Consider the following 21,817-nt stretch of genomic DNA (forward strand, 5'->3'; position numbering starts at 1 on the left):
ACAACATATGAAAAAACTTTTATTAACCTCAGCCCTCACGTTTTCCGCTTTATCTTTTGCGCAGATTGATTTCAGCAGCACAAGATTCGGGATTACGGCAGGCGGCAACTATTCCCGTGTAAAAAATGCCCACAACCCCTCAGGGCCAAGATACACATTTCAGGCAGGAGCACTGGCCCTGATTCCTATAGGAAAAGGAAACCAGTTCTACATCCAGCCGGAGGTCCTGTATTACGGTGCCGGTGAAACAGGGAAAAATAAGGATGTCAAAGGCGCAGACGGATACAATGCCGTATATGCCAATGATTACCTGAGCGTTCCCGTTTATTTCAAAGGATACTTTTCCGAGGCGGAATCGGAATTCTTCGGAATGGTTGGACCGCGATTTAACTTTTTAGTGAACCAGACGGTTAAAAATGCACCGTTAACAAGACCGTATTACAATCCTGATGTTACGGATCCGGCTTACCCTGCGATCAGCGGGAAGGCCAACAGCTTTAACTTCGGTATCGGTCTGGGAATCGGTTATAGCTATAAGAGACAGCTGGAACTCGCTATAAAATATGATATCGGTTTATCCAATACCTATCCTAATCTCGTAGAAACCTGGACCAAATCCAGTGATACGGAAAAGAGCAAATCTGAGCAGGTACTTAGTATCGGAATCAGCTATATCTTTCAGTAAACCATACAAGATAGTAAAACAGAATCCCGGAAGCAAAGCTTCCGGGATTTTTATATTGAATACTATATCATCTGCTTAACCGCGGATCCATTTCCAGAGTTCTTTCAGCGTCGCTTTGTTGCCGTACATCAGAATACCTACCCGGTAAATCTTACCGGCCAGGAAAATCATGAATACGGTAGTTCCTAACAACAGTACTATGGAAAGGGCAATCTGCCATGCCGGAACTCCGAAAGGTATCCTGGCGATCATCGCTACCGGAGACGTAAACGGGATGATGGAAAGCCAGAAGCCCAGAGGTCCGTCAGGATTATTCATCAGGGTAAAGCTGCCATACATGCCCAGTGTTAAAGGAAGGATGGCAAACAGGGTAAACTGTTGGGTTTCCGTTTCATTGTCAACGGCAGAGCCTATGGCAGCGTAAATGGAGCTGTAAAATATATATCCTAAAAGGAAAAATACGATGAATACGAAAATAATCAGCGGGAAATTTAATTCCAGCAGACTGTGGGAAACCTGAGTGGCGATCTGGGCTACATCAAGCTTTTCCGTAATGCTCTCACTGGCGCCCGGAATATTCTTCTGAATTGAAGAAAACCCGGTGTTTAAAACTACGGCCCCGATCACAGACATGGTAATCCATACCACAAACTGCGTAAGGGCAACCATCGTAACACCGAGAATCTTTCCCATCATCAGTTCAAAAGGTTTAACGGAAGAAATAATGATTTCCACTACGCGGTTATTCTTCTCTTCCAGGACGCTTCTCATCACCCGTACTCCGTAAATAATGATGAACATGAAGGTGACGTACATCAGGAGCATGCTCAGTCCGGATTTTACTCCGAAAGTAAGATCAGAATCCTCTTTATTGCCTTCAGCCACATTGATGGTTTTTAGGGTAAAAGCCTTGTCGAGATCATACAGCTGCTTTTCTGCAATCCCCATTTCCCTGATCCTTTCCTTTTTAATGACATTATTGATGTCGTTAATAATCCGCTGCTTCGTATCAAAGCCTATTTTGTTGTTGACTACCAGACGGGTGTTATCCTGAAGATCCTTGAAGTCCCGGTTTTTAAGTTCGGGCAAGATCAGGATGCCGTCCAGTGACTCATTGTTCTTCAGGGTTTTCATATTAGCCTGTTCATCTGCAGCCGGAATGAAAATATAATTGAGTTTCTTGTCAGAAGGAAGCTGGTTCTTAAAAAGACCGCTTCTGTCCACCACCTGGATGACGTTATGGGATTCATTAGCCTTAAACATCAGTCCTATAATGGAACCGAATGCAATAAGCATAACAGGGGCCAGCAGAGTAAGGATGATAAAGGACTTTTTCTTAACCTGGGTCAGGAACTCCCTTTTGGTAATTAAAAATATATTGTTCATAGTCTATTAGGAGGGATTACTGACAGCATTGATGAATACTTCGTTCATACTCGGGATTTTCTCGTCAAAGGACCGGATTTTTCCCGCTTGTACCAGATCTGTGATAATCAGGTTTTGGTCATTTTCATTTTTCAGGTCGAATGAAACCAGCTGATTATGGTAGGAGAGGTTAAAAATGCCATATTTGTTTCTGAAATGCTCAAAGCCGTTTTCATTGACGTCAGAAAGGGTGATGCCGAAAATGTTTTTCTTGAATTTTTCCCTTACGTCGAATACCCTTCCGTCGATGATTTTTTTTGAATTGTTGATCAGGGCCACATAATCGCACATTTCTTCCACACTTTCCATCCGGTGGGTAGACAGGATAATGGTAGTCCCGTTATTTTTGAGGTCGATGATCTGGTCTTTGATAAGATTGGCATTGACAGGATCGAAACCTGAAAAAGGCTCATCCAAGATCAGCAGGTGAGGCTTATGAAGTACCGTAACCACAAACTGTATCTTCTGGGCCATCCCTTTGGAAAGTTCGGAAAGCTTCTTTTTCCACCACTGGTCGATATGGAGCTTTTCAAACCATTGTTTGGCTTCGTTCTGCGCATCTTTCTTACTCATGCCTTTCAGTTCCCCGAAGTAAATGATCTGGTCGCCTACACTCATATTTTTGTACAGGCCCCTTTCTTCAGGCATATAACCGATATCTTTGATATGGTCCGGATTAAGCTTCTGTCCGTTGATGAAAACATCTCCGGAATCTGCCTGGGTAATCTGGTTGATGATTCTGATGAATGAGGTTTTGCCGGCTCCGTTGGGGCCAAGAAGTCCGTAAATACTTCCTTTGGGAACGTCGATACTGAAATCATCCAGTGCGGTCTTCTTTCCGGCGTTATAGGTCTTCGTGATATGTTCAGCCTTTAGCATTCGGGTTTTGATTTGTAAGTATAAAAATGTCCCGAAAGTTACGGAATTATTGAACGAGATAGGCCCGGAAATAAAAAATCCTGATGATTATCAGGATTCAGTTTATTGTTTTACGATCTGCGTGACCTTTTGGGTATTGTCACTCAGGATATACCGGATCAGGTACTTCCCCGGTTTCAGTTTTTCAAGATTGATTTCCCCGGTATTCATGTTAACCGTGTAATTGGCTACCTGGGTTCCCAGGATAGAATAGAAGGTAACACTTTTGATTTTCAGGGAGGCGTCCTTGGCTTTTACAATTAAAAAGTCCTTCGCCGGATTAGGGTACGCTACCAGAACTCCGTCATCAGATTTCTGGGAAACAAATCCCGGTTCCCTAAGCTGAGCTTTGGCATGGCCGGAAAATCCGACAAGAGCACCTGTAAAAAGAAATAAAAGTAAAAGTTTTTTCATCAAATAAATATTTCGGATAGATTTAACAGCAAAAATAGAAAAATCTACCCGTCTCTGCAATAGTATTTTGTACAACATATAGTAAATTTGCATAAAAATGTTCAAAAAGTATTCCAAATGATATATTCAAGAAACAGAAGGCTGAGAGTAAATGATTCTATCCGCAGTCTGGTAAGGGAATGTACCCTTACTACCAGTGACTTTGTAATGCCAGTTTTTGTGATGGAGGGTGAAAACAAAGAAGAGCCGATTGCTTCAATGCCGGGGATTTTCAGAAGAAGTTTAGATTTAACGGTGAAAGAATGTAAGGAACTGTTTTCTTTAGGCGTAAAATCCGTCAACCTGTATATGAAAGTTTCCGACCATCTTAAGGACAATACCGGAAAAGAAGCCTGGAATAAGGACGGACTGATGCAGCAGACCATCCGGGCTATTAAAGATGCCGTTCCGGAAATGATCGTGATGCCGGACGTTGCCCTGGACCCATATTCCATTTACGGGCACGACGGGATTATTGAAAACGGCAAAATTGTCAACGATGCAACCAATGATGCTTTGGCCAGAATGTCGGTATCGCACGCTGAGGCCGGAGCGGATATCGTGGCTCCGAGCGATATGATGGACGGAAGGGTTCAGGTGATCCGTGAAGCGCTGGAAGAAAGCGGATTTACAGATGTAGGGATTTTAAGTTATTCGGCTAAATATGCAAGTTCGTTTTATGGTCCCTTCAGGAGTGCCCTGGACAGCGCGCCTAAAGACGATATGGAAATTCCGAAGGACAAAAAAACTTATCAGATGGATTTCCATAACTCCCGTGAAGCCATGAATGAAGTTTTCAAAGATATAGAGGAAGGAGCAGACATCATCATGATCAAACCGGGACTGCCTTATCTGGATATCGTTTCAAAAGTCCGTGAAGCGATTGACCTTCCGATTGCAGTATACAACGTAAGTGGGGAATATGCAATGGTAAAAGCTGCCGCTCAGAACGGCTGGCTCGACAATGATAAAACAATCATTGAGAGCCTTACGTGCTTCAAAAGAGCCGGTGCAGATATGATCTTCACTTATTTTGCCAAAGAAGCAGCAATGATCCTCAGAGACAGATAGGTCTTGAGTTATGAGTTATAAGTTATGAGTGATTTTCAGCAACTCATGACTTATAACTCTTCACTCATAACGTTCATCAGCTTATATCAAAATCCTTCCCTTTGGTAAATGTTGCAGCAAAAGGGGCCTGGCTGCCTGAATACTTAAGTACAAAATGCTTTTGGGTATCCGTATCTACTTTGGCGTCCACTTCTACATGGTCTGTCTGGAAACTTACATCCAATGCTATCCCCGAATCCTTTTCCAGGAAAATCTCAACGCTTTCAGCATAAAACAATGCTGTACTCAGGTAATTGAATTTAATGTTTTTACGGTAGGTCTTGGATTTAGCCTGCGTAAAAATGGAGAAGTTCCTTAAAATCTCAATTCCCGGGGAATCAATATTCGTGATACGCGATTTTGTAACCCCATTGACCCTAACCGAAAAAGTTTTGGCATTCTTAATATTTCCGTTGACCCCGATATTGAATAATGACGGAAGGGAAAGCCCGTACTCAATCATGCTGTCCTTTGTGAATTCAAAGTCAGGGATCAAAGCCGGGTTTTTAGGGATGTTCATGAGCTGATGCTTCACGTAATTCAGGTTGTCACCGGAAAACAGGTATCCGATGAGGTTGTTGCCTGTTGTCCGCCAGTTCCTGCCGTTCCATTCAAAAATTTCGCCTAGCAGCGTATCTGTGGAAGAATGCGGAAGAAGATCCATATCCTGCCATTTGAAAACTTCCTTTGCGTACGGTTTGCGGTCGATGATGTTGATTCCCAGGTCCAGAGCCAGGAGGTCCGTTAATTCTTGGTTATTGTCCATAATAGTAGTTCTGTTGATTGGTGTTATAAAATTATGGCAAAAAACCAGAAAAGCCTTACACTTTTGTGTTAAAACTTAGAACCAGCCTTTTTTGCCATAGACATAGGTGTCGTCAAACTGTTTATCGCTCATGAAAAGGTAGATAATCCCTTCGATAAAAGGAATAACAGAGGCTAAACCGAATGTCACTACATTAAGCACCAGCTGGATAATTCCTTCTTTGGTGTACCCAAGATAAAACTTGTTCAGGGCAAGCCAGCCTACCAGGATGCCCAGCAGGGCGGCAGGGATCTTCTTCTCTGAGCGGTAAGGAAGGTTGTTATTGTTCGGGTTCTGCTGATTTCCTGTGGTGTAACCGTAATTTTCCATTGTTATATTTTTTTAAGGTGATCGTTCATGATTAGTATTAAGAATGCTGGTAAAAGTTACACCTTTTCAAGATAAAAGACAATGAGTAACTTCCCTGTAGAATTACTATACTTCATCTAGCATTGCTATAACTTGCAGCAATTTTATATATTTGCCCTATGATTTTACGAGGAGAAAACTTAATCAAGGAATACGGCCCCAAAAAAGTGGTGAAAGGTGTTTCCGTACAGGTTCAGCAGGGAGAAATTGTAGGATTGCTTGGTCCGAACGGTGCCGGTAAAACCACTTCTTTTTACATGATTGTGGGACTGGTGAAGCCTACTTCCGGTAAAATCTTCCTTGATAAGCAGGAAATCACTACAGATGCCATGTACCGCAGGGCGCAGAAAGGAATCGGATACCTGGCTCAGGAAGCGTCGGTATTCAGGAAGCTTTCCGTGGAAGAAAACATCATGGGCGTATTGCAGCTGACCAAGCTCTCCAAACGTGAACAGCAGATGAAATGCGATGAACTGGTGGAAGAATTCTCATTGCAGCACGTACGCAAAAACCGTGGGGACCTTCTTTCCGGAGGAGAGCGGAGGAGAACGGAGATCGCAAGGTGCCTGGCTACCAGTCCGAACTTCATCCTTCTCGATGAACCCTTTGCCGGAGTAGACCCGATTGCCGTGGAAGACATCCAGAAGATCGTACGGAGCCTGGTTGATAAAAATATCGGCATCCTGATCACGGACCATAATGTTCAGCAGACTTTGGCCATTACGAACAAGACCTATATTATGTTCGAAGGAAGGATCCTGAAAGAGGGGCTTCCGGAAGACCTGGCCAATGATCCGCAGGTAAGGGAAGCCTATCTTGGTGAAAACTTCGTTTACCAGAGCCTTTCGGATAAAACCAAAAAGAAAAAATACCTTTATAACATCTGGGCAGGGAATTTTGATTCCAAAACCCAGCTTCAGGGCTTTGTGGATGAGAATTTCCCGCAATTTGACGACCTTAGGATCATGCACGGCTTTGAAGATATCAGCTTTGCTTCTCTGGCTAATTCAGAAATTGAGCACATCTTCAATGACGTGATTGACAAGAATGCCAATAATGCATTTGTATTCCAGAAAAAAGAAATCAACTCACAGTATTCCAAAGAGCAGGCGGATGCAGAATCCAGAGCGGCAGCACGCCCTGAACTGCATTATGTGACCACCTACGTGTATGAGGGATAATATTTAACACAGAAACTTCTTGTTTAAAAATAGAATAAAACGTACCTTTTCTTTCGGAAACGGTACGTTTTAGTTAAATGAAGTCATGGCAAAACCTTTTACCAGAACCCTTACTTTATTCGGAATCTATAAGCAGCTGATCGTGTTCATCCGCCCATACCGGCTGATGATTTACGGAACGCTGTTCCTCACTTTTCTCGGTGCACTCGCTGCCCAGGTCAATCCCATCGTCCTGAAATATACGGTAGATGAGGTTACGCAGCTTACCAAACTACCGCATCCGATGTCCGAAGGAATCCACGTTCTCATTGTGATATCGATTATCCTGCTGGGTAAGGAGCTGCTGAACATTTTCATCAATTTCGGCCAGAAATTTTACGGTGAGAAAATCAGGATCAATGTAAGTTCGGTGTTGGCACAGTCGGCCATCGATAAAATCCTTACCTACAGGGTTGCTTATTTCAATGATGAAAACCACGATTCCGGAAAGCTCCAGATCAGGATCGACCGTGGTATTGAAAGCCTTACTCGCCTGGTCCAGAACTTCTTTATCGATATGCTGCCGTTGTTCTCCAATGCCTTTATTGCTTTGATCATTATGTACATGCAGAATGTGTATGTAGGCGCCGTTTCCACGGTGATTGTACCGGTGTATTTCTATATCAGTTCATTACAGGCAAGAAAACTGAGCGGCGTGCGGAGAAAGCTGAGGAATCAGCGTGAGCAGAAAACTTCCGGCCTGCTGAACCTCATCAGCTCCATTATGGTCATCAAAAGCTTCGTAAGGGAAAAATTTGAGGGTAAAAAACAGTATGACCTGCAGATGCAGCTGATGGAAAGCCAGATGTTCACACGCAGGACCAATTTTATTTATGACGGACTGAAAACCTTCATCGAGCAGTTTGGTGTTGTGCTGATCATCCTTTTGACGGTTTACCTGGTTCTGGACCAGCAGATGACCATCGGTGCCATTATGCTTCATATCATGCTCTTTAATAATGTCTCTGCACCAATCCGGCAGCTGCACAGGATCTATGACGATATGAACGATGCGATGATCTATGCCGAAGGTTATTTCGATATTTTAAATGCCGATGATGAAAAAGAGCCGGATGGAAAACTTCAGGAAAAAGATATCAAAGGGACTTTTGAACTGAAAAATGTAAGTTTTACCTATCCGAACGGAACGCAGGCCCTGCACGGGGTTTCCATGACCATAGAAAACGGGAAGACTACTGCACTGGTCGGATTAAGCGGTGCCGGAAAATCAACTGTGATCAACCTGCTCTGTAAGTTCTATCTTCCGGATTCCGGATGTATCCTGTTGGACGGCATAGACCTGAATGAATACGAAAATACTTTTCTCAGGGACGATCTCGGCCTCGTACTCCAGAAAAACCATATTTTCCAGGGAAGCATTGAAGACAATATCCGTTATGGAAATATGAATGCCAGTTTTGAAGAGATCGAAGCAGCTGCCAGAAAGGCCTATCTCCATGAGCAGATCATGGATCTGCCGGATCAGTATCAGCATGATGCTACCCAGCTCTCGGGAGGGCAGCAGCAGAGGATTGCCATTGCAAGGCTCTTCCTGAAAGATCCGCCTATTATATTCCTGGATGAACCTACGGCCAGCCTGGATGCCATTGCTACGGAGCAGATCAAAAATTCACTGGACGCCATCAAAGAAGGCAGGACAGTAGTGATTATTTCCCACTCATTATCCCAGATCCTGGATGCCGATACCATTTACGTTATGAAAAAGGGCAGGGTAGTGGAACATGGCACCCATGATGAACTAGTACAGAAAAACGGAACCTACCGGGAAATCTTCGATGCTTCGGCCCGAAGCCTGAACCTGGATAAACTCGTGAGTACGTTTAAAGACCAGTAATATATCAATGTAGCAATATAACAATGTAGCAGTGTAACAATGACCTTGCATTAATTATCACTCATCAATTATCATTTATCAACTATCAATCATCTCTCGTCCCCATGAACGACCATTATCTCAAAAAACTCGACAGGGTAACCGCCATTCTCACTCAGCTGCAGTCCAGACCTTTGGTACGGGCGCAGGATCTTGCGAAGAAGTTTGAGGTGAGCATCCGGACTATTTACCGGGATATCAAAACCCTGGAGCATGCAGGAATTCCTATTGTGGGTGAAGCGGGGAGCGGCTATTCTTTGATGGACGGTTATAAGCTGCCGCCTGTCATGTTTACGAAGGAAGAAGTTTTGAGTTTCATTACGGCAGAAAAGCTGATGCAGAAATTTTCAGACCAGAGTTTGGGAATCCACCACCAGAATGCCATGGAAAAACTGCGTTCCGTATTGAGGTATTCGGATAAGAACCTGATCCAGAGTGTCGAGAAGCAGGTCGATATCTTCAATTATCATCCGGTTTCCGGTGAGAACATCAAAAATGTGATTCCCATCATCATGGAAAGCATAGCTGAAAAGAAACAGCTGACCATAGAATACAGAACGGTGGATGATCAGTTCTCTACCAGGACCGTTGAGGTGGTGGGCGTTTTCTTTGAGTTCAATTACTGGTATTTTATGGCTTTCTGTACCTTGCGGAATGATTTCAGGCAGTTCAGGATCGACAGGATCCAGCAGATTATAAAAACGCAGAATCCTTTCCTGCAGGAATACGGCCAGATCAATGATTACCGCAGCAAACCCAATGGCAATAAAACCAGGGTAAGGCTTCTGGTCGATAAAAAAATTGTCGGACACCTGGTCAATTCCAAAAGGTATTACGGGCTCACAGAAGAAATACTGCATGAAGACGGTATTGAGATGATTTTTGAAACCGACTGGATCGATGAAGGATTTCCGCGCTGGCTGATTACTTTTGCCGATTATGCCCGGGTTCTGGAACCTGATTCCCTCAGAAGCAAAACAAAGGAATTAGCGGAACGTATCCTGAACAGCTTATAATTCAAAAGGATGCCACGGCTATAAACGCAGGATGGAATGCTGATTCCGTTTAAATATAATCAGTATTTTATTCCGGATGATATATTTAATCAGTTCTAATTATGATGTGTAATTTTTTTACGTGGTTACTTTTTGTACTCTTCTTCGGAAGCATTTTACCAGCTTTTTGATCGTACGATCTTTACTAACATAAAAATGAGTTCTGCATGCAGCAGAACTCATTTATTCAGGCTTCCTATTACAGCCTGAGTGTCGTGTATCAATATGGATTAATGATCAAACCTTTCCCAGAAAAACGGCGGTTCAATACCTAATGCTCTCAGGTATACATAGCCCTGGCCGCGGTGATGTACTTCATTATCAATAAAGTACAGGAGGTTCTGATAGATTGGGAAATCATACTGTCCGAATAGATTGTAGGATTCCTGGAAACGGCCTTCCGGAATACGGTTGAAATAATCATGGATTACTACAGTTTCTTCATCCCACTTGGCCAGGAGTTCAGCCTTGGTAGAAGGGACAAAAGCAGTCTCATCGAAAGCCTCAATCTTACCTTCTACGATTCCCCTCAAAGCAGGGCCGCCGATGCTGATCAGTTCAACAGCCATTTTGGCGAATGTTCTCAGGCCGCCAATTGAAAATGCAAACAAGTCTTGTTCAGGGAAAGCTTCGATCACCCTTCTGGTCAGGTTGCGGTGCCCCTGCCAGTGCTCCAGTAATTGTGCAGCATTCATGAATTGTACGGTACCTGCTGGTGTTTCTGTTGATGTCATAGTATACATTTTTAATGTTGTTTGTACGACAAAGGTAAGACCGGTAGATGACAGCAGTATGTCAGTAGGAATTTGTCAAAAAAAAGATTTTTAAATCAATTTGGAATCATGACAGATCAATGTCTGGTATACAATATATTTGTTTGAATCCTGTTCAATCCTTTCGGAAACTTTAGGAATGGATCCGGTAACAGACTTACATGTTTAAAAACCTGACAAAAAGCTTGGCCGTTTTAGCTTGAAAAAGTATTTTAGTACTATGAAAATTTATACGAAGACCGGAGACAAAGGCCAGACCGCCCTGTATGGCGGAACCAGAGTATCCAAAGCCAGCGCACGGGTGGAAAGCTATGGGAATATAGATGAGCTGAATTCTTTCATCGGCATCGCTAAAAGCCATATAGAAGATGCAGAAGTATTGAGGCAGCTGAAAAAAATCCAGTTTGACCTGTTCACCGTAGGTTCAGAAGCGGCAACTCCCGCGGATAAGCTGATGCTGGCCAATGGGAAATCCCGTCTTCCCCTGGTGATTTCTGAAACCGAAACTGAAGAGCTGGAGCAGTGGATGGATGCATTCGACGAACAGCTGGAGCCCCTCCAGTATTTTATCCTTCCGGGTGGCGGAAAAGCAGCAACCTTTCTCCATGCGGCACGTACCATTTGCAGGCGTTCCGAACGCTCGCTGGTTTTCCTGAACGAATCTGAGGAAGTGCGTCCGGAGCTGATCAAATACCTCAACAGGCTGTCGGACTACCTTTTTGTCCTGGCCAGGTACGTTTCCAAAATCAATCATGAACCGGAAGAATACTGGAACCCGAATGAGCGGTAAAGCATTGCTCTTCATTAACGGAGAAGCTCCCAAAAGCCTGCCGGACCCTGAGCTTTACGGGCTGATCGCCTGTACGGACGGTGCTTTTCACTACCTGAAGCAACAAAATTTTCCATTGGAAAAGCTCGATTTTATTTCCGGTGACTTTGATTCACATACGGGAAACGATGAGAATGTATATGAGGGGAAATTTATTTTTACGCCGGATCAGGATAAAACTGATTTTCACAAGGCCCTGGAAATTATTCTGGAAAAAGGGTTTTCTGAAGTGGATGTCCTGGGAGGAAGCGGCGGTGAACAGGATCATTTCCTGGGGAACCTTACCGTGGCTTATATGTTCAAAGACCGCATGAATATCCGGTTTTATGATCAATTTTCACAGTATTTCTTTATCCCTAAGAATTTTTCCCTCACAGGAATCCAGGGAAGGATGGTATCTCTTTACCCGTTTCCGTCAGCAGGAAATATCGTAACAAAAGGGTTGAACTGGCCGCTGGAAAATGAAGACCTCAGTATTATTTCCAGACTGGGGACAAGGAATTTCGCCGCTGAAAACGAAATATCGGTAACCTATGAAACGGGAGACCTGCTGATCTTTATCGGTACGCCGTAGCGGTAAGAGCTTTCATCACAGACATCTGTGGGCTCTTCAACGGGTTGCTGAAATCATTTAATGTATAGCTGTTGAGGAGATTGCCTGTGATTATTTTTGTATCCGTAATTCAACCAATTATTAAGAGCCGGAATACAGAACAATACTTTTGCCGGGGCCGTTCTGGCGTGTAAAAGCCGGTGGATAATGTATTTTAAATTTTATAAAAAATTAACACCAAAAAATAAAAGTTTTTTACCAATTTTGTACTCCTAATTCTCTTATTTAGAAATGAAGATAAAATATTCGGAACTCATTGATCAGACGCTCTATTTTCCTACCGAGGAATTTAATGTTTCTGAGAATAATCTGTTGTTCCATGACATCCCCCTAATGGATGTTGTTGAAAAATTCGGCACTCCGCTGAAGATCAGTTACCTGCCGAGGATTTCGCAGAATATTCAGAAGGCGAAAAGCTGGTTCAGGGGAGCTTTTGAAAAAACCGGATATAAGAAGAACTATACCTATTGCTACTGCACAAAATCCAGCCATTTTAACTTTGTCCTGGAAGAGGCTTTAAGGAACGATATTTCCATCGAAACCTCTGCTGCCTATGATATGGACATCGTGAAATCCCTGTATGAAAAAGGAAAAGTAGACAAAAATATTGAAGTGATCTGTAACGGGTTCAAGACGGATGATTATCTGGCCAAGATCTCGGAAATGATCAACAGCGGTTTTGAAAACATTACCCCGATCCTGGATAATTACCGGGAGCTGGATAAGCTTACGGAAAGCATTGATACCACATTCGATATCGGGATCAGGATTGCTTCCGAAGAGGAACCTAAATTTGAATTTTATACCTCAAGGCTGGGGATCGGATATAAGGATATCATTCCGTATTACAGCCAGAAAATTGCCGAGCACCCGAATGCAAGGCTGAAAATGCTGCATTTCTTCATCAATACCGGGATCAAGGATACGGCTTATTACTGGAACGAACTGTACAAATGTCTCCGTGTATATGCCCGTCTGAAAAAGATTGCTCCTGAAGTGGATTCCCTGAACATCGGAGGAGGCTTCCCGATCAAAACCTCTCTGAATTTCGATTATGATTATCAGTACATGGTAGAAGAAATCGTTTCCCAGATCAAAAAATTCTGTGAGGAAGAAGGGGTAGAAGAACCTAATATTTACACCGAATTCGGAAGCTTTACCGTAGGAGAAAGCGGAGCCAACCTGTATAAAATTATCTCGCAGAAGCGCCAGAACGACCGTGAAAAGTGGAATATGATCGATTCTTCGTTCATGACCACGCTTCCGGATACCTGGGCGATCTCCAGGCATTTCATCATGTTGCCGCTTAACCGTTGGGAAGATACCTATGAAAGGGTATTTTTAGGAGGACTTACCTGCGATTCTGATGATTATTACAATTCTGAGCAGCATACCAATGCGATTTACCTGCCGGTTTTCAGTGATACCAAGCCTCTGTACATCGGGTTTTTCCATACCGGAGCATATCAGGAAACGATCGGAGGATATGGCGGAGTACACCACTGCCTGATGCCGCAGCCTAGGCATGTCCTGATTCAGAAGGATGAAAACGGGGAATTCCAGTACGAGGTGTTCCGTGAGAAACAGGAGCCTGAAGATATTTTAAAGCTTCTGGGGTACAAAGAATAATCATTGAATATAACAATAAAACAAAAGCTATCAGGATCAGACTGATAGCTTTTGTTTTTAAAAATATTGTGAGATCTTATCCAGCTCAAGTTCAGGATAATCTGAGACGACTGTATCTGCAAGGGTATAGTCCTGGTTTTTGGAATGCGGGCTTCGGTACGCAGCACAGAAAATGCCTGCCCGGTGGGAAGCCATGATCCCGTTGGTGGAATCTTCAATAACCATACAGTTGCCCGTAGGTTCACCGGCCAGTTCTGCTGCCAGAAGGAATACTTCAGGGTGTGGCTTTGATTCTTTAAGATCAGCCCCGCTGATTTTGCCGCTGAAATATTTTTCAAGCCCGAACTTTTCAAATACCATATTGATGGTGGTCATGGTAGCGGAAGACGCCAGGATGAGGGTAATGCCGTTTTCGTAATAATGTTCAATAAGGTTTTTTACACCCGGGATAAGATCAAAATCTTCATCGTTGTAAAAGAAATCTTTGAAATAGGCTCTTTTGATCCCTGCAATCTCTTCGTAGGTTTGGGAAAGACTGAACTTTTCAATCAGGGTTTCGCAAACCTTTTTGGTGGAATATCCCGTAAAGGTAGTATACATTCCTTCCGGAACCTGTATCCCAAGGTCATCAAAGGTTTTAAAATACGCTTTTCTGTGCAGCGGTTCCGTGTCTACAATAACGCCATCCATATCGAATAGCACAGCTTTTAAAGGCATAGTTGAATTTTTTTACAAAAATAACTTTATAAAATCAAAGACTGAAACGTTTCCGGCAAAAAACAGGCCGGGACGGGCAAAACAGGTAATTCCTTTCTTAAGTTCATCCGTATAACTCCGCGACTATTTGTATCTTTGTACCAAAATCATTCAATTATTTAAATCTATAATACAGCATGAGAACATACGCAGGAATTCCTGAAGAAAATGCATCACTGGAAAAAGCTAAGGTAGTATTGGTTACCGTTCCTTATGACGGGACATCCACTTGGGGAAAAGGAGCTGACAAAGGCCCTGAATTATTCCTTGACGCTTCTGAAAACATGGAGCTTTACGACATTGAAACCGGAACCGAGCCCTACCTTGAAGGTGTATATATGGCCGGGGAAGTTTCCGAAAATTCCACTCCGGAAGCCATGACCGAAGCCGTTTACCAGAAAACCAAAGAACTCCTGAACCACGACGGGAAATTATTTACCCTTTTCGGTGGCGAACATTCCGTATCCATCGGTTCCATCCGTGCGGTAGGGGAGAAGTATGACAACCTGACTGTTCTTCAGCTGGATGCGCACACGGACCTGCGTCCAGAATTCCATGGTTCCACATCCAACCATGCCTGTGCGGTGTTTGAAGCCAGCCAGAAGCATAACCTGGTTCAGGTGGGAATCCGTTCCATGGATATCGAAGAAGCCCAGTATTTACCGGAAGGAAGGGTGTTTTTTGCCCATGAGATCGCGAATAATGAAAACTGGGTAAATGACGTCCTGGAAAAAGTGTCAGGGAATGTGTACATCACCATTGACCTGGATGCTTTTGATCCTTCTATCGCGCCGTCTACCGGAACTCCTGAGCCGGGCGGCCTTCAGTGGTACCCAACGCTGGAACTGCTGAAAAAAGTATTTGAAAAATGTAATGTGGTTGCTTTCGATATTGTAGAGCTGATGGATTCACCGATGGCTAAGCCAAGTGCATTCCTGGCCGCCAAACTGTACTACAAAATGCTGGCCTATTACCACCTGAATCAATAATACATTCCGCAGGAACCGGATTTTTTCTGTCCTGTATTTTCTGGAAATTTGTGGAATAAAACGGAATGATATGTTGACACAAAATCAGATCAATTACCAAAGGATTGCTAAGGCCATCGCCTATATACAGGAAAATTTCCTGCTTCAGCCCGGGCTGGAGGAAGTAGCGGAAAAAATACACCTGAGCCCGGCCCATTTCCAGAAGATATTTACGGAATGGGCGGGGACCAGTCCTAAAAAGTTCCTTCAGTACATCAGCCTGGAGCACGCCAAAAAGCTGTTGAACGAAGAAAAAGCCACCCTGTCAGATACGGCATTTGAGACCGGGCTTTCCAGCACCAGCAGGCTGCATGAATTGTTTGTCAATATCGAGGGAATGTCCCCGGCCGAATATAAAAACGGCGGCAGGAGTCTGGAAATCAGCTACAGTTATTCAGACAGTCTGTTCGGGCCTATCCTTACGGCATCCACGCCAAAAGGGATCTGCCACATGGCTTTTGAAGACGATAAAGAAAAAGCATTGGAAGACCTGAAGTTCAGGTTTCCCAATGCTTCTTTTATGGAGCGGCAGACAGCATTTCATACCAGTGCCCTGTCCATTTTCAGCAAAGACTGGAACAGGCCGGAGTCCGTAAAGCTTCATTTAAAAGGAACGGATTTCCAGCTTAAAGTCTGGCAAAGCCTTCTGGCTATTCCTGTTGGAAAACTGTCGACCTATGGAAGCTTAGCAGGGAAAATCGGTCATTCCGGAGCGTCGCGCGCAGTGGGAACCGCTATCGGCAGCAATCCCGTAGCGTTTCTGATTCCCTGTCACCGTGTCATCCGGTCTTCCGGGGAAATCGGAGGCTACCGTTGGGGAAGCGACAGAAAGCAGCTGATCATCGGCTGGGAGAATGCTATGACGGATCCGGAAAACCTGTCCGTTTCCTGATCTTATTTACTTGTTGCAGATTATTATTCAAAGAACGGTGTGAATCCTTACCAACAACAGGATCGCATCAGTATTCTTTACCTTCATTCATCATCATATAATTTACATTCATTATGCTCAGCCTTTTTGAAGATCCGTCAGAATATCCGGTCAATATCCTTCCGTATGACGGGACGGTTCAATATTACGGAAAAGTGTTTTCAAGGGAAATGTCAGAGTCTTATTATGCCTGCCTCCTGGGTGAGATCCCCTGGGAAAATGACGAAGCGGTTATTTTCGGTAAGCTGATTACCACCAAAAGGAAAGTGGCCTGGTTTGGGGACCTGCCGTTTGAATATACCTATTCGCAACGTACGAAACGTGCTTTAGCATGGACCCCTGAATTGCTGGAACTGAAAAAAAAATGTGAAGAAATAAGCGGTGAAACCTATAACTCCTGCCTCCTGAACCTGTACCATGATGGAAGCGAAGGAATGGCCTATCACAGCGATGCTGAAAAAGACCTTAAAAAGCATGGTGCGATTGCTTCACTGACTTTCGGAGCAGAACGTAAATTTGCTTTCAAACATAAAACTACCAAAGATAAAGTTGAGCTTTGGCTAGAAAACGGCAGCCTGCTGGTGATGAAGGGGATCACACAGGACCACTGGCTGCACCGCCTGCCGCCTACCACCAAGGTGAAAACACCCAGAATCAATCTTACGTTCAGGACGATTGAAGAATAACTGGGCCATAGGGTTAAAATAGAGGATGATTCTATAATAGCATTGAAAAAGGGCAGGTCTTACATACAGCATACTTTTCACTCCTCGTAAAAATCGTAGATTTTTAAAAACTCATGTGTTCTTCTGTTTTCAGAGCTTTTATCTTCATGCTTCTTATGTGTCAAAAAAACTTTGTGACTGTTGTGGTTCGAATCTCTGGCAGATCAGTATCTCTGGCAGATTTTTTTCACTCATCGTAAAAATCGTAGATTTTTAAAACTTCTGTGTTCTTCTGTTTTCAGAGCTTTTATCTTCATGATTCTTATGTGTCAGAAAAACTGTTGTTACTTTTGTGGTTTGAATCTCTTGCAGATCAGCATCTCTCGCAGCTTTTTTTCACTTATCGTAAAAATCGTAGATTTTAAAAACTTCTGTGTTCTTAATGTTTTCCAAGCTTTTATCTTCATGCTTCTTATGTGTCAAAAAAAACTTTTGTGGTTTTATTCTCGCGCAGATCAATAGATTACACAGTTTTTTGTTCATGTGTTTAAAAACAAGGATTTATTTCAGGACTTCTGCTTCTATGGCACTGTCATCAAATACTTTGATGAATGCTTTCGTATAATCCTGCTGGCTTGCAAAATTAGGATTCTCCATAAATTTCTGCGGATTGACCGCAAAAAGCGGGAACCATGTACTGCTGATCTGGACCTGGATTTTATGCCCTTTCTTAAACGTATGGACAACGTCCTGAAGCCTGAAGTTAACCGCTGTTTTCGTATTCGGAACCAATGCTTCGGCTTTTTCCCTGGAGTTCCTGAATCGGGCCGGCATAATTTCGCTTCGGACCATCTGGTGGTAATTGCCGTATACTACGCCTTCCTTCTTTTCAGCCGGTTTAAAATCTTCCGGATAGACATCAATCAGCTTAACGGCGAAATCAGCGTCAGTGGAAGTGGAAGCGATATTCAGTTTAGCCATCAGTTCGCCGGCAAAGGTGAGGTCGTCGGTTAAAACATCGGTTGTAAAAGTGAGCACATCAGGTCTTCCCTCTGCAAACCGTTGGTCTTCGGACATATAATTCCTTGGCGTAAAGCCGTTGAAATCCTTCAGGTTCATGGAACTTACCACAGGGTTGTTGGGATCACTGTAATATTCGGAATAGCCTTGTCCGGCAGAGGGTTTCAGCGTTCCGGATGCCAGATAGAAATTAATTTTTTGAGCTTCTTTCGGCGGATAGGTAGCAAACTCTTTCCAGGCTTTTGCTCCTGTATCGTACATTAATGCTTCGGGCAGGCCTGCATCTTCCCTGGTATTTCCTTTCAGGTAGTGGTTAAAGAATCGTGTTTCAATATTCTTCTGATAATAGGTAGCGATGCTGTCCCCGAAATACATGTCGTTATGGAAGTGTTTTCCCTGTTCATACGACCACCCGCCGTGTGAAAATGGCCCCATTACAATGGTATTTTTGGCTTTCGGGCTGGTCTTTTCAATGGTTTTGTAAATGTTGAGCGGACCGGAAAGGTCTTCGGCGTCAAACCACCCGCCAACGGTCATTACCGCGTGTTTGATATTTTTCAGGTGCGGGAGCAGGTTCCTTTTCTGCCAGAAATCGTCATAGTTGGTATGGTTCATGATTTCCGTCATGAAAAAATTGTCTTTATAATACTTTTCGTAGCCGTCTTTCAGGGTACCCATATCGCGGTAAAACTTGAGGCCGTCATCCGATTTTGTCTTGATCATGGAATCCGAATACCAAGCTTTGTTTTCCGGTTTCGTTTTCTGAACCCCGAAGACCGGAAAGGTCTTGAAGTAGCCCAGCATGAACCTTCCGTTATGCAGGAAATCATCATTCCAGAAACTGGAGATCGGTGCCTGCGGAGAGGAAGCAACCAGGGCAGGGTGGTCCGCTAAAGTTCCTACAGCCGTATAAAATCCGGGATAAGAAGTCCCGAACTGTCCTACTTTCCCATTGTTGTTCTTAATATTTTTCAAGAGCCATGCAATGGTGTCATAGGTATCTGTGCTTTCATCCACGTCTTTCTTCGTCTTATGGTCCACCTGCGGAGTCATATTGGTGAAAGTCCCTTCACTCATGTACCTGCCGCGCACATCCTGATAGATGAAAATATATTTATCCTTCATCAGGTATTCATTAGGACCCAGTTTTCCTTTGTATTCTGCTCCATAAGGAGCCACGCTGTAGCATGTCCGCTGCATCAGGAAAGGATATTTGTTTTTGGAAGAGATATCTTTCGGGATATACACTGCGGTAAAAAGTTTTACGCCGTCCCGCATCGGAATGTATACTTCCTGTTTGGTAAAATTCTGTTCTACAAAATGATCGTCCTGGCGTTTGCCCTGTGACCGTGCTACGATAAAGACTATGAGAAGCAAAATGGATATGCGGAGTTTCATATAGGTATAATTTGGCCGCTAAATTATAAATAAAAAACAGGTTAAAGAACTCAGGTGAATAAAATAAAGGAGATTTTTCTGATGAGGATTATGTATTCTCATGTTATTATTATATCATGAAAATAAATTAACCCGAAAACGGAATTTATTTTTATTCAAATGGAATGCTGGGAAGCATATGGAGCTGTCAGATCAGGAATATGGCTTATTACAGGGATAAATAGTACGCCTCCGTATTTTCACGGAGGCATTTTTCCGTAGAATCCCGGTTGTTTTGTATCTATAGCTGTGCTATTTTTGCTGCCAGATAAAACAGCAAATGATGAAATTACTTTACCTCCTGCTTTCTATAAATAGTTTAAAAAAAATTCCGGTTATTTCCAGTTTTAATACGACACGTTTTGTCGCCTTTGAGCTATACCTTTGTTGCAGGTAAGTTAATGATCATGATCATCGGTATGTTAAATTATGGCTATGATCTTTTACAGCTGAAGCAAAAGGAGTATTTTAGCCGCGGAATTAAAAAAAAATAATAACATTAAAACAAAAAATAAACACGAGTATGAAGAAATTCTACACTGGCGCATTCTTCTTATGCGCAGTTCTGAGTATGTCTGCCCAGAATGTCCTCTGGCAGAAAGACATTGAGTCTTCCTCACAGGATTTCCTGTCCCAGGTAACTACGACCATTGACCAGCAGTACTTAATTACCGGAAGCTCGATCCAGTCCAGAAAGCTTTCTGGGGAAAGCAATCAAAACCTTGGTTATGATTTTCACCTGATAAAATTTAACCAGTCAGGAGAACAGGTTTGGGAAAAATATTTCTCAGGGCAAAACCATGATTTTCTTTCGGCTACGGTGAATACCCAGGAAGGAGGATTCCTTCTGGCAGGAACTTCGTTCAGCGGAAAGGGCTTAGATAAGAAGGAGGATTCCAAAGGAGGCTCTGATTTTTGGTTGGTTCGGATCAATGAGTTTGGGGATGAGGTGTGGCAGAAGACTTTAGGCACTTCTTCGGATGAAGAAGCCAGATCGGTGATCCAGACCACGGACTCAGGATTCTTTGTGGCCGGGAATATCCAGAACTCAGAGAAGGGCTACGGTTCCAAAGATGCCTGGATCATCAGGCTGGATAAAAACGGCAAAGAAATCTCCCAATTGATCTTAGGCGGCAGAGGCCTGGATGAGGTGGAAAAGATGGTCCCGACGAAAGACGGCGGTGCCTTATTAGGGATATATTCCAGAAGCGGAAGCGTTAGTATAAATGATGATCGATCATTGATGAATGATAAAATCACTCATCAATCATCACTCATCAATTATGCTAAGTCGGTTGAAAACTATGGTGAGGGCGACTACTGGATCGTCAAGCTGTCTAAAGAAGGCAAGGTCGAGTGGGAAAAGAATTTCGGTGGCAAAGGTGATGATCATTTGAGAACATTGGCTGTGACTTCTACCGGCTATCTGATTGGAGGTGAATCCAGATCGGAAAGATCAGGCAATAAAACGGTAGGCATAGAAGAGGGAACAGATATCTGGCTTATCGCGTTAAATGAGAGAGGAGAAGAAAGCTGGCAGAAATCCTACAGCTTTAAGAACCGGGATGTGCTGATGGGGATGAGTGTGGTGAGTAAGGTTAAGAGCCAGGAGCTGGGAACCAAGAACCAAGAGTCAGGAGCCAAGAGCCAGGACGGGCAGGATACTACTAAAGGTATTTTATTAGGTGGTTATACGCAGGCAGAAGGGAGGATAGAGTCTGGTGATGAACAGTTCTGGATGCTTTACCTGGACCAGAATGGCAATGAGCAGTGGCGGAAGCATGTGAAAGGAGAATCCGGCAAGAAAGAAGAACGGCTGTCTGATATTAAGCTGAACCGTGACGGCTCCATTATCCTTGCAGGAACCAGCGCAGAGGAATTGGGTAAGGAGAACTGGAAGATCGTAAAGCTTGGCGACAGCCAGATCGACCAGCTGATCGAGAAGCAGGACATCAGGATTTATCCGAACCCGGTGAGTGATTATGCGTATGTAGAAATAGGGTTTGAGGGTCAGAGAGCGGGAGTGTTTGAAGCTGAGATCAGTGTGTATGATATGGGCGGAAGGCAGCTTCAGAGCATGAAGACGAAGAACACAGTTACTAAAATTAATACCCAGGCCTTAGTGCAGGGCGCTTACCTGGTGAGCGTAAAGACCAGTGATAACAAAACAGCAAGTGCTAAACTGATTAAAAAATAAACTGA

The 21,817-nt window shown here is 43.5% G+C and carries 19 protein-coding genes and 1 pseudogene; 12 read left to right on the top strand and 8 right to left on the bottom strand.

Going from position 1 to position 21,817, the window contains the following annotated elements; genetic code table 11:
* Positions 1 to 7: 7 nt before the first annotated feature.
* Complete coding sequence (locus CGB83_RS16935) at positions 8 to 685, top strand: porin family protein (RefSeq protein ID WP_100076875.1); 678 nt, start codon at positions 8 to 10, stop codon at positions 683 to 685.
* Positions 686 to 760: 75 nt separating this feature from the next.
* On the opposite strand, the gene CGB83_RS16940 is transcribed toward CGB83_RS16935, so the two are convergent.
* The 3 genes from CGB83_RS16940 to CGB83_RS16950 form a co-directional block, all read right to left on the bottom strand.
* Positions 761 to 2,071, bottom strand: a complete 1,311-nt coding sequence (locus tag CGB83_RS16940) for an ABC transporter permease (RefSeq protein WP_100076876.1) — start codon at positions 2,069 to 2,071, stop codon at positions 761 to 763.
* Positions 2,072 to 2,077: 6 nt separating this feature from the next.
* A complete protein-coding gene (locus CGB83_RS16945) occupies positions 2,078 to 2,989 on the bottom strand; it encodes an ABC transporter ATP-binding protein (protein ID WP_100076877.1) in 912 nt (303 codons plus the stop codon).
* 102 nt (positions 2,990 to 3,091) lie between these two features.
* Positions 3,092 to 3,442 (bottom strand): T9SS type A sorting domain-containing protein, encoded by a 351-nt coding sequence (locus CGB83_RS16950; protein ID WP_100076878.1) that lies wholly within the window; start codon positions 3,440 to 3,442, stop codon positions 3,092 to 3,094.
* Between the two features lie 117 nt (positions 3,443 to 3,559).
* On the opposite strand from CGB83_RS16950, the gene hemB reads away from it, so the two are divergent.
* Positions 3,560 to 4,552 carry a porphobilinogen synthase gene (gene hemB / locus CGB83_RS16955; protein WP_100076879.1) on the top strand — a complete coding sequence of 331 codons (993 nt, stop codon included), beginning with the start codon at positions 3,560 to 3,562 and terminating at the stop codon, positions 4,550 to 4,552.
* Between the two features lie 76 nt (positions 4,553 to 4,628).
* On the opposite strand, the gene CGB83_RS16960 is transcribed toward hemB, so the two are convergent.
* Together CGB83_RS16960 and CGB83_RS16965 are read right to left on the bottom strand one after the other, a co-directional pair.
* Positions 4,629 to 5,357: a hypothetical protein gene (locus CGB83_RS16960; protein WP_100076880.1), complete on the bottom strand. Its 729-nt coding sequence runs from the start codon at positions 5,355 to 5,357 to the stop codon at positions 4,629 to 4,631.
* A 75-nt stretch (positions 5,358 to 5,432) separates the two neighbouring features.
* The gene (locus CGB83_RS16965; RefSeq protein ID WP_100076881.1) at positions 5,433 to 5,726 is read right to left on the bottom strand and encodes a TM2 domain-containing protein; all 294 of its coding nucleotides are present in this window, start codon (positions 5,724 to 5,726) and stop codon (positions 5,433 to 5,435) included.
* Between the two features lie 158 nt (positions 5,727 to 5,884).
* On the opposite strand from CGB83_RS16965, the pseudogene lptB reads away from it, so the two are divergent.
* From lptB to CGB83_RS16980, 3 genes and pseudogenes are all read left to right on the top strand, one after another.
* Positions 5,885 to 6,610 (top strand): annotated as a pseudogene (gene lptB, locus CGB83_RS16970) (LPS export ABC transporter ATP-binding protein); the annotation flags it as partial.
* A gap of 502 nt (positions 6,611 to 7,112) precedes the next feature.
* A complete protein-coding gene (locus CGB83_RS16975) occupies positions 7,113 to 8,840 on the top strand; it encodes an ABC transporter ATP-binding protein (RefSeq protein ID WP_100077637.1) in 1,728 nt (575 codons plus the stop codon).
* Positions 8,841 to 8,944: 104 nt separating this feature from the next.
* Complete coding sequence (locus CGB83_RS16980) at positions 8,945 to 9,895, top strand: helix-turn-helix transcriptional regulator (protein WP_100076883.1); 951 nt, start codon at positions 8,945 to 8,947, stop codon at positions 9,893 to 9,895.
* A 269-nt stretch (positions 9,896 to 10,164) separates the two neighbouring features.
* Here the strand turns inward: CGB83_RS16980 and CGB83_RS16985 are convergent, their stop codons facing one another.
* Positions 10,165 to 10,668: a DinB family protein gene (locus CGB83_RS16985; RefSeq protein ID WP_100076884.1), complete on the bottom strand. Its 504-nt coding sequence runs from the start codon at positions 10,666 to 10,668 to the stop codon at positions 10,165 to 10,167.
* 259 nt (positions 10,669 to 10,927) lie between these two features.
* On the opposite strand from CGB83_RS16985, the gene CGB83_RS16990 reads away from it, so the two are divergent.
* From CGB83_RS16990 to CGB83_RS17000, 3 genes are all read left to right on the top strand, one after another.
* A complete protein-coding gene (locus CGB83_RS16990) occupies positions 10,928 to 11,497 on the top strand; it encodes a cob(I)yrinic acid a,c-diamide adenosyltransferase (protein WP_100076885.1) in 570 nt (189 codons plus the stop codon).
* On the top strand, positions 11,460 to 12,110 hold the full coding sequence (locus CGB83_RS16995; protein ID WP_228419977.1) for a thiamine diphosphokinase: 651 nt from the start codon (positions 11,460 to 11,462) through the stop codon (positions 12,108 to 12,110). The genes CGB83_RS16990 and CGB83_RS16995 overlap by 38 nt, the downstream gene beginning before the upstream one ends.
* A gap of 270 nt (positions 12,111 to 12,380) precedes the next feature.
* Positions 12,381 to 13,778, top strand: coding sequence for a type III PLP-dependent enzyme domain-containing protein (locus CGB83_RS17000; RefSeq protein ID WP_100076886.1), 1,398 nt, complete (start codon positions 12,381 to 12,383; stop codon positions 13,776 to 13,778).
* Positions 13,779 to 13,835: 57 nt separating this feature from the next.
* Here CGB83_RS17000 and CGB83_RS17005 read toward each other — a convergent pair whose 3' ends face one another.
* Positions 13,836 to 14,495: an HAD family hydrolase gene (locus CGB83_RS17005; protein WP_100076887.1), complete on the bottom strand. Its 660-nt coding sequence runs from the start codon at positions 14,493 to 14,495 to the stop codon at positions 13,836 to 13,838.
* 176 nt (positions 14,496 to 14,671) lie between these two features.
* On the opposite strand from CGB83_RS17005, the gene speB reads away from it, so the two are divergent.
* The 3 genes from speB to CGB83_RS17020 all read left to right on the top strand — a co-directional run bounded on the left by speB (position 14,672) and on the right by CGB83_RS17020 (position 17,179).
* The gene (gene speB / locus CGB83_RS17010; protein WP_100076888.1) at positions 14,672 to 15,523 is read left to right on the top strand and encodes an agmatinase; all 852 of its coding nucleotides are present in this window, start codon (positions 14,672 to 14,674) and stop codon (positions 15,521 to 15,523) included.
* A gap of 70 nt (positions 15,524 to 15,593) precedes the next feature.
* Positions 15,594 to 16,454 carry a bifunctional transcriptional activator/DNA repair enzyme AdaA gene (locus tag CGB83_RS17015; RefSeq protein ID WP_100076889.1) on the top strand — a complete coding sequence of 287 codons (861 nt, stop codon included), beginning with the start codon at positions 15,594 to 15,596 and terminating at the stop codon, positions 16,452 to 16,454.
* A 113-nt stretch (positions 16,455 to 16,567) separates the two neighbouring features.
* On the top strand, positions 16,568 to 17,179 hold the full coding sequence (locus tag CGB83_RS17020) for an alpha-ketoglutarate-dependent dioxygenase AlkB family protein (RefSeq protein WP_100076890.1): 612 nt from the start codon (positions 16,568 to 16,570) through the stop codon (positions 17,177 to 17,179).
* Positions 17,180 to 17,719: 540 nt separating this feature from the next.
* Here the strand turns inward: CGB83_RS17020 and CGB83_RS17025 are convergent.
* Entirely contained in the window at positions 17,720 to 19,576 is a 1,857-nt protein-coding gene (locus CGB83_RS17025; RefSeq protein WP_100076891.1) for a CocE/NonD family hydrolase, read from the bottom strand.
* Between the two features lie 562 nt (positions 19,577 to 20,138).
* Here CGB83_RS17025 and CGB83_RS17030 point away from each other — a divergent pair.
* Positions 20,139 to 21,812 (top strand): T9SS type A sorting domain-containing protein, encoded by a 1,674-nt coding sequence (locus tag CGB83_RS17030; RefSeq protein ID WP_100076892.1) that lies wholly within the window; start codon positions 20,139 to 20,141, stop codon positions 21,810 to 21,812.
* The last annotated feature ends 5 nt before the right edge of the window (positions 21,813 to 21,817 follow it).

This window comes from Chryseobacterium camelliae, assembly GCF_002770595.1.
Taxonomy (GTDB): Bacteria; Bacteroidota; Bacteroidia; order Flavobacteriales; family Weeksellaceae; genus Chryseobacterium; species Chryseobacterium camelliae.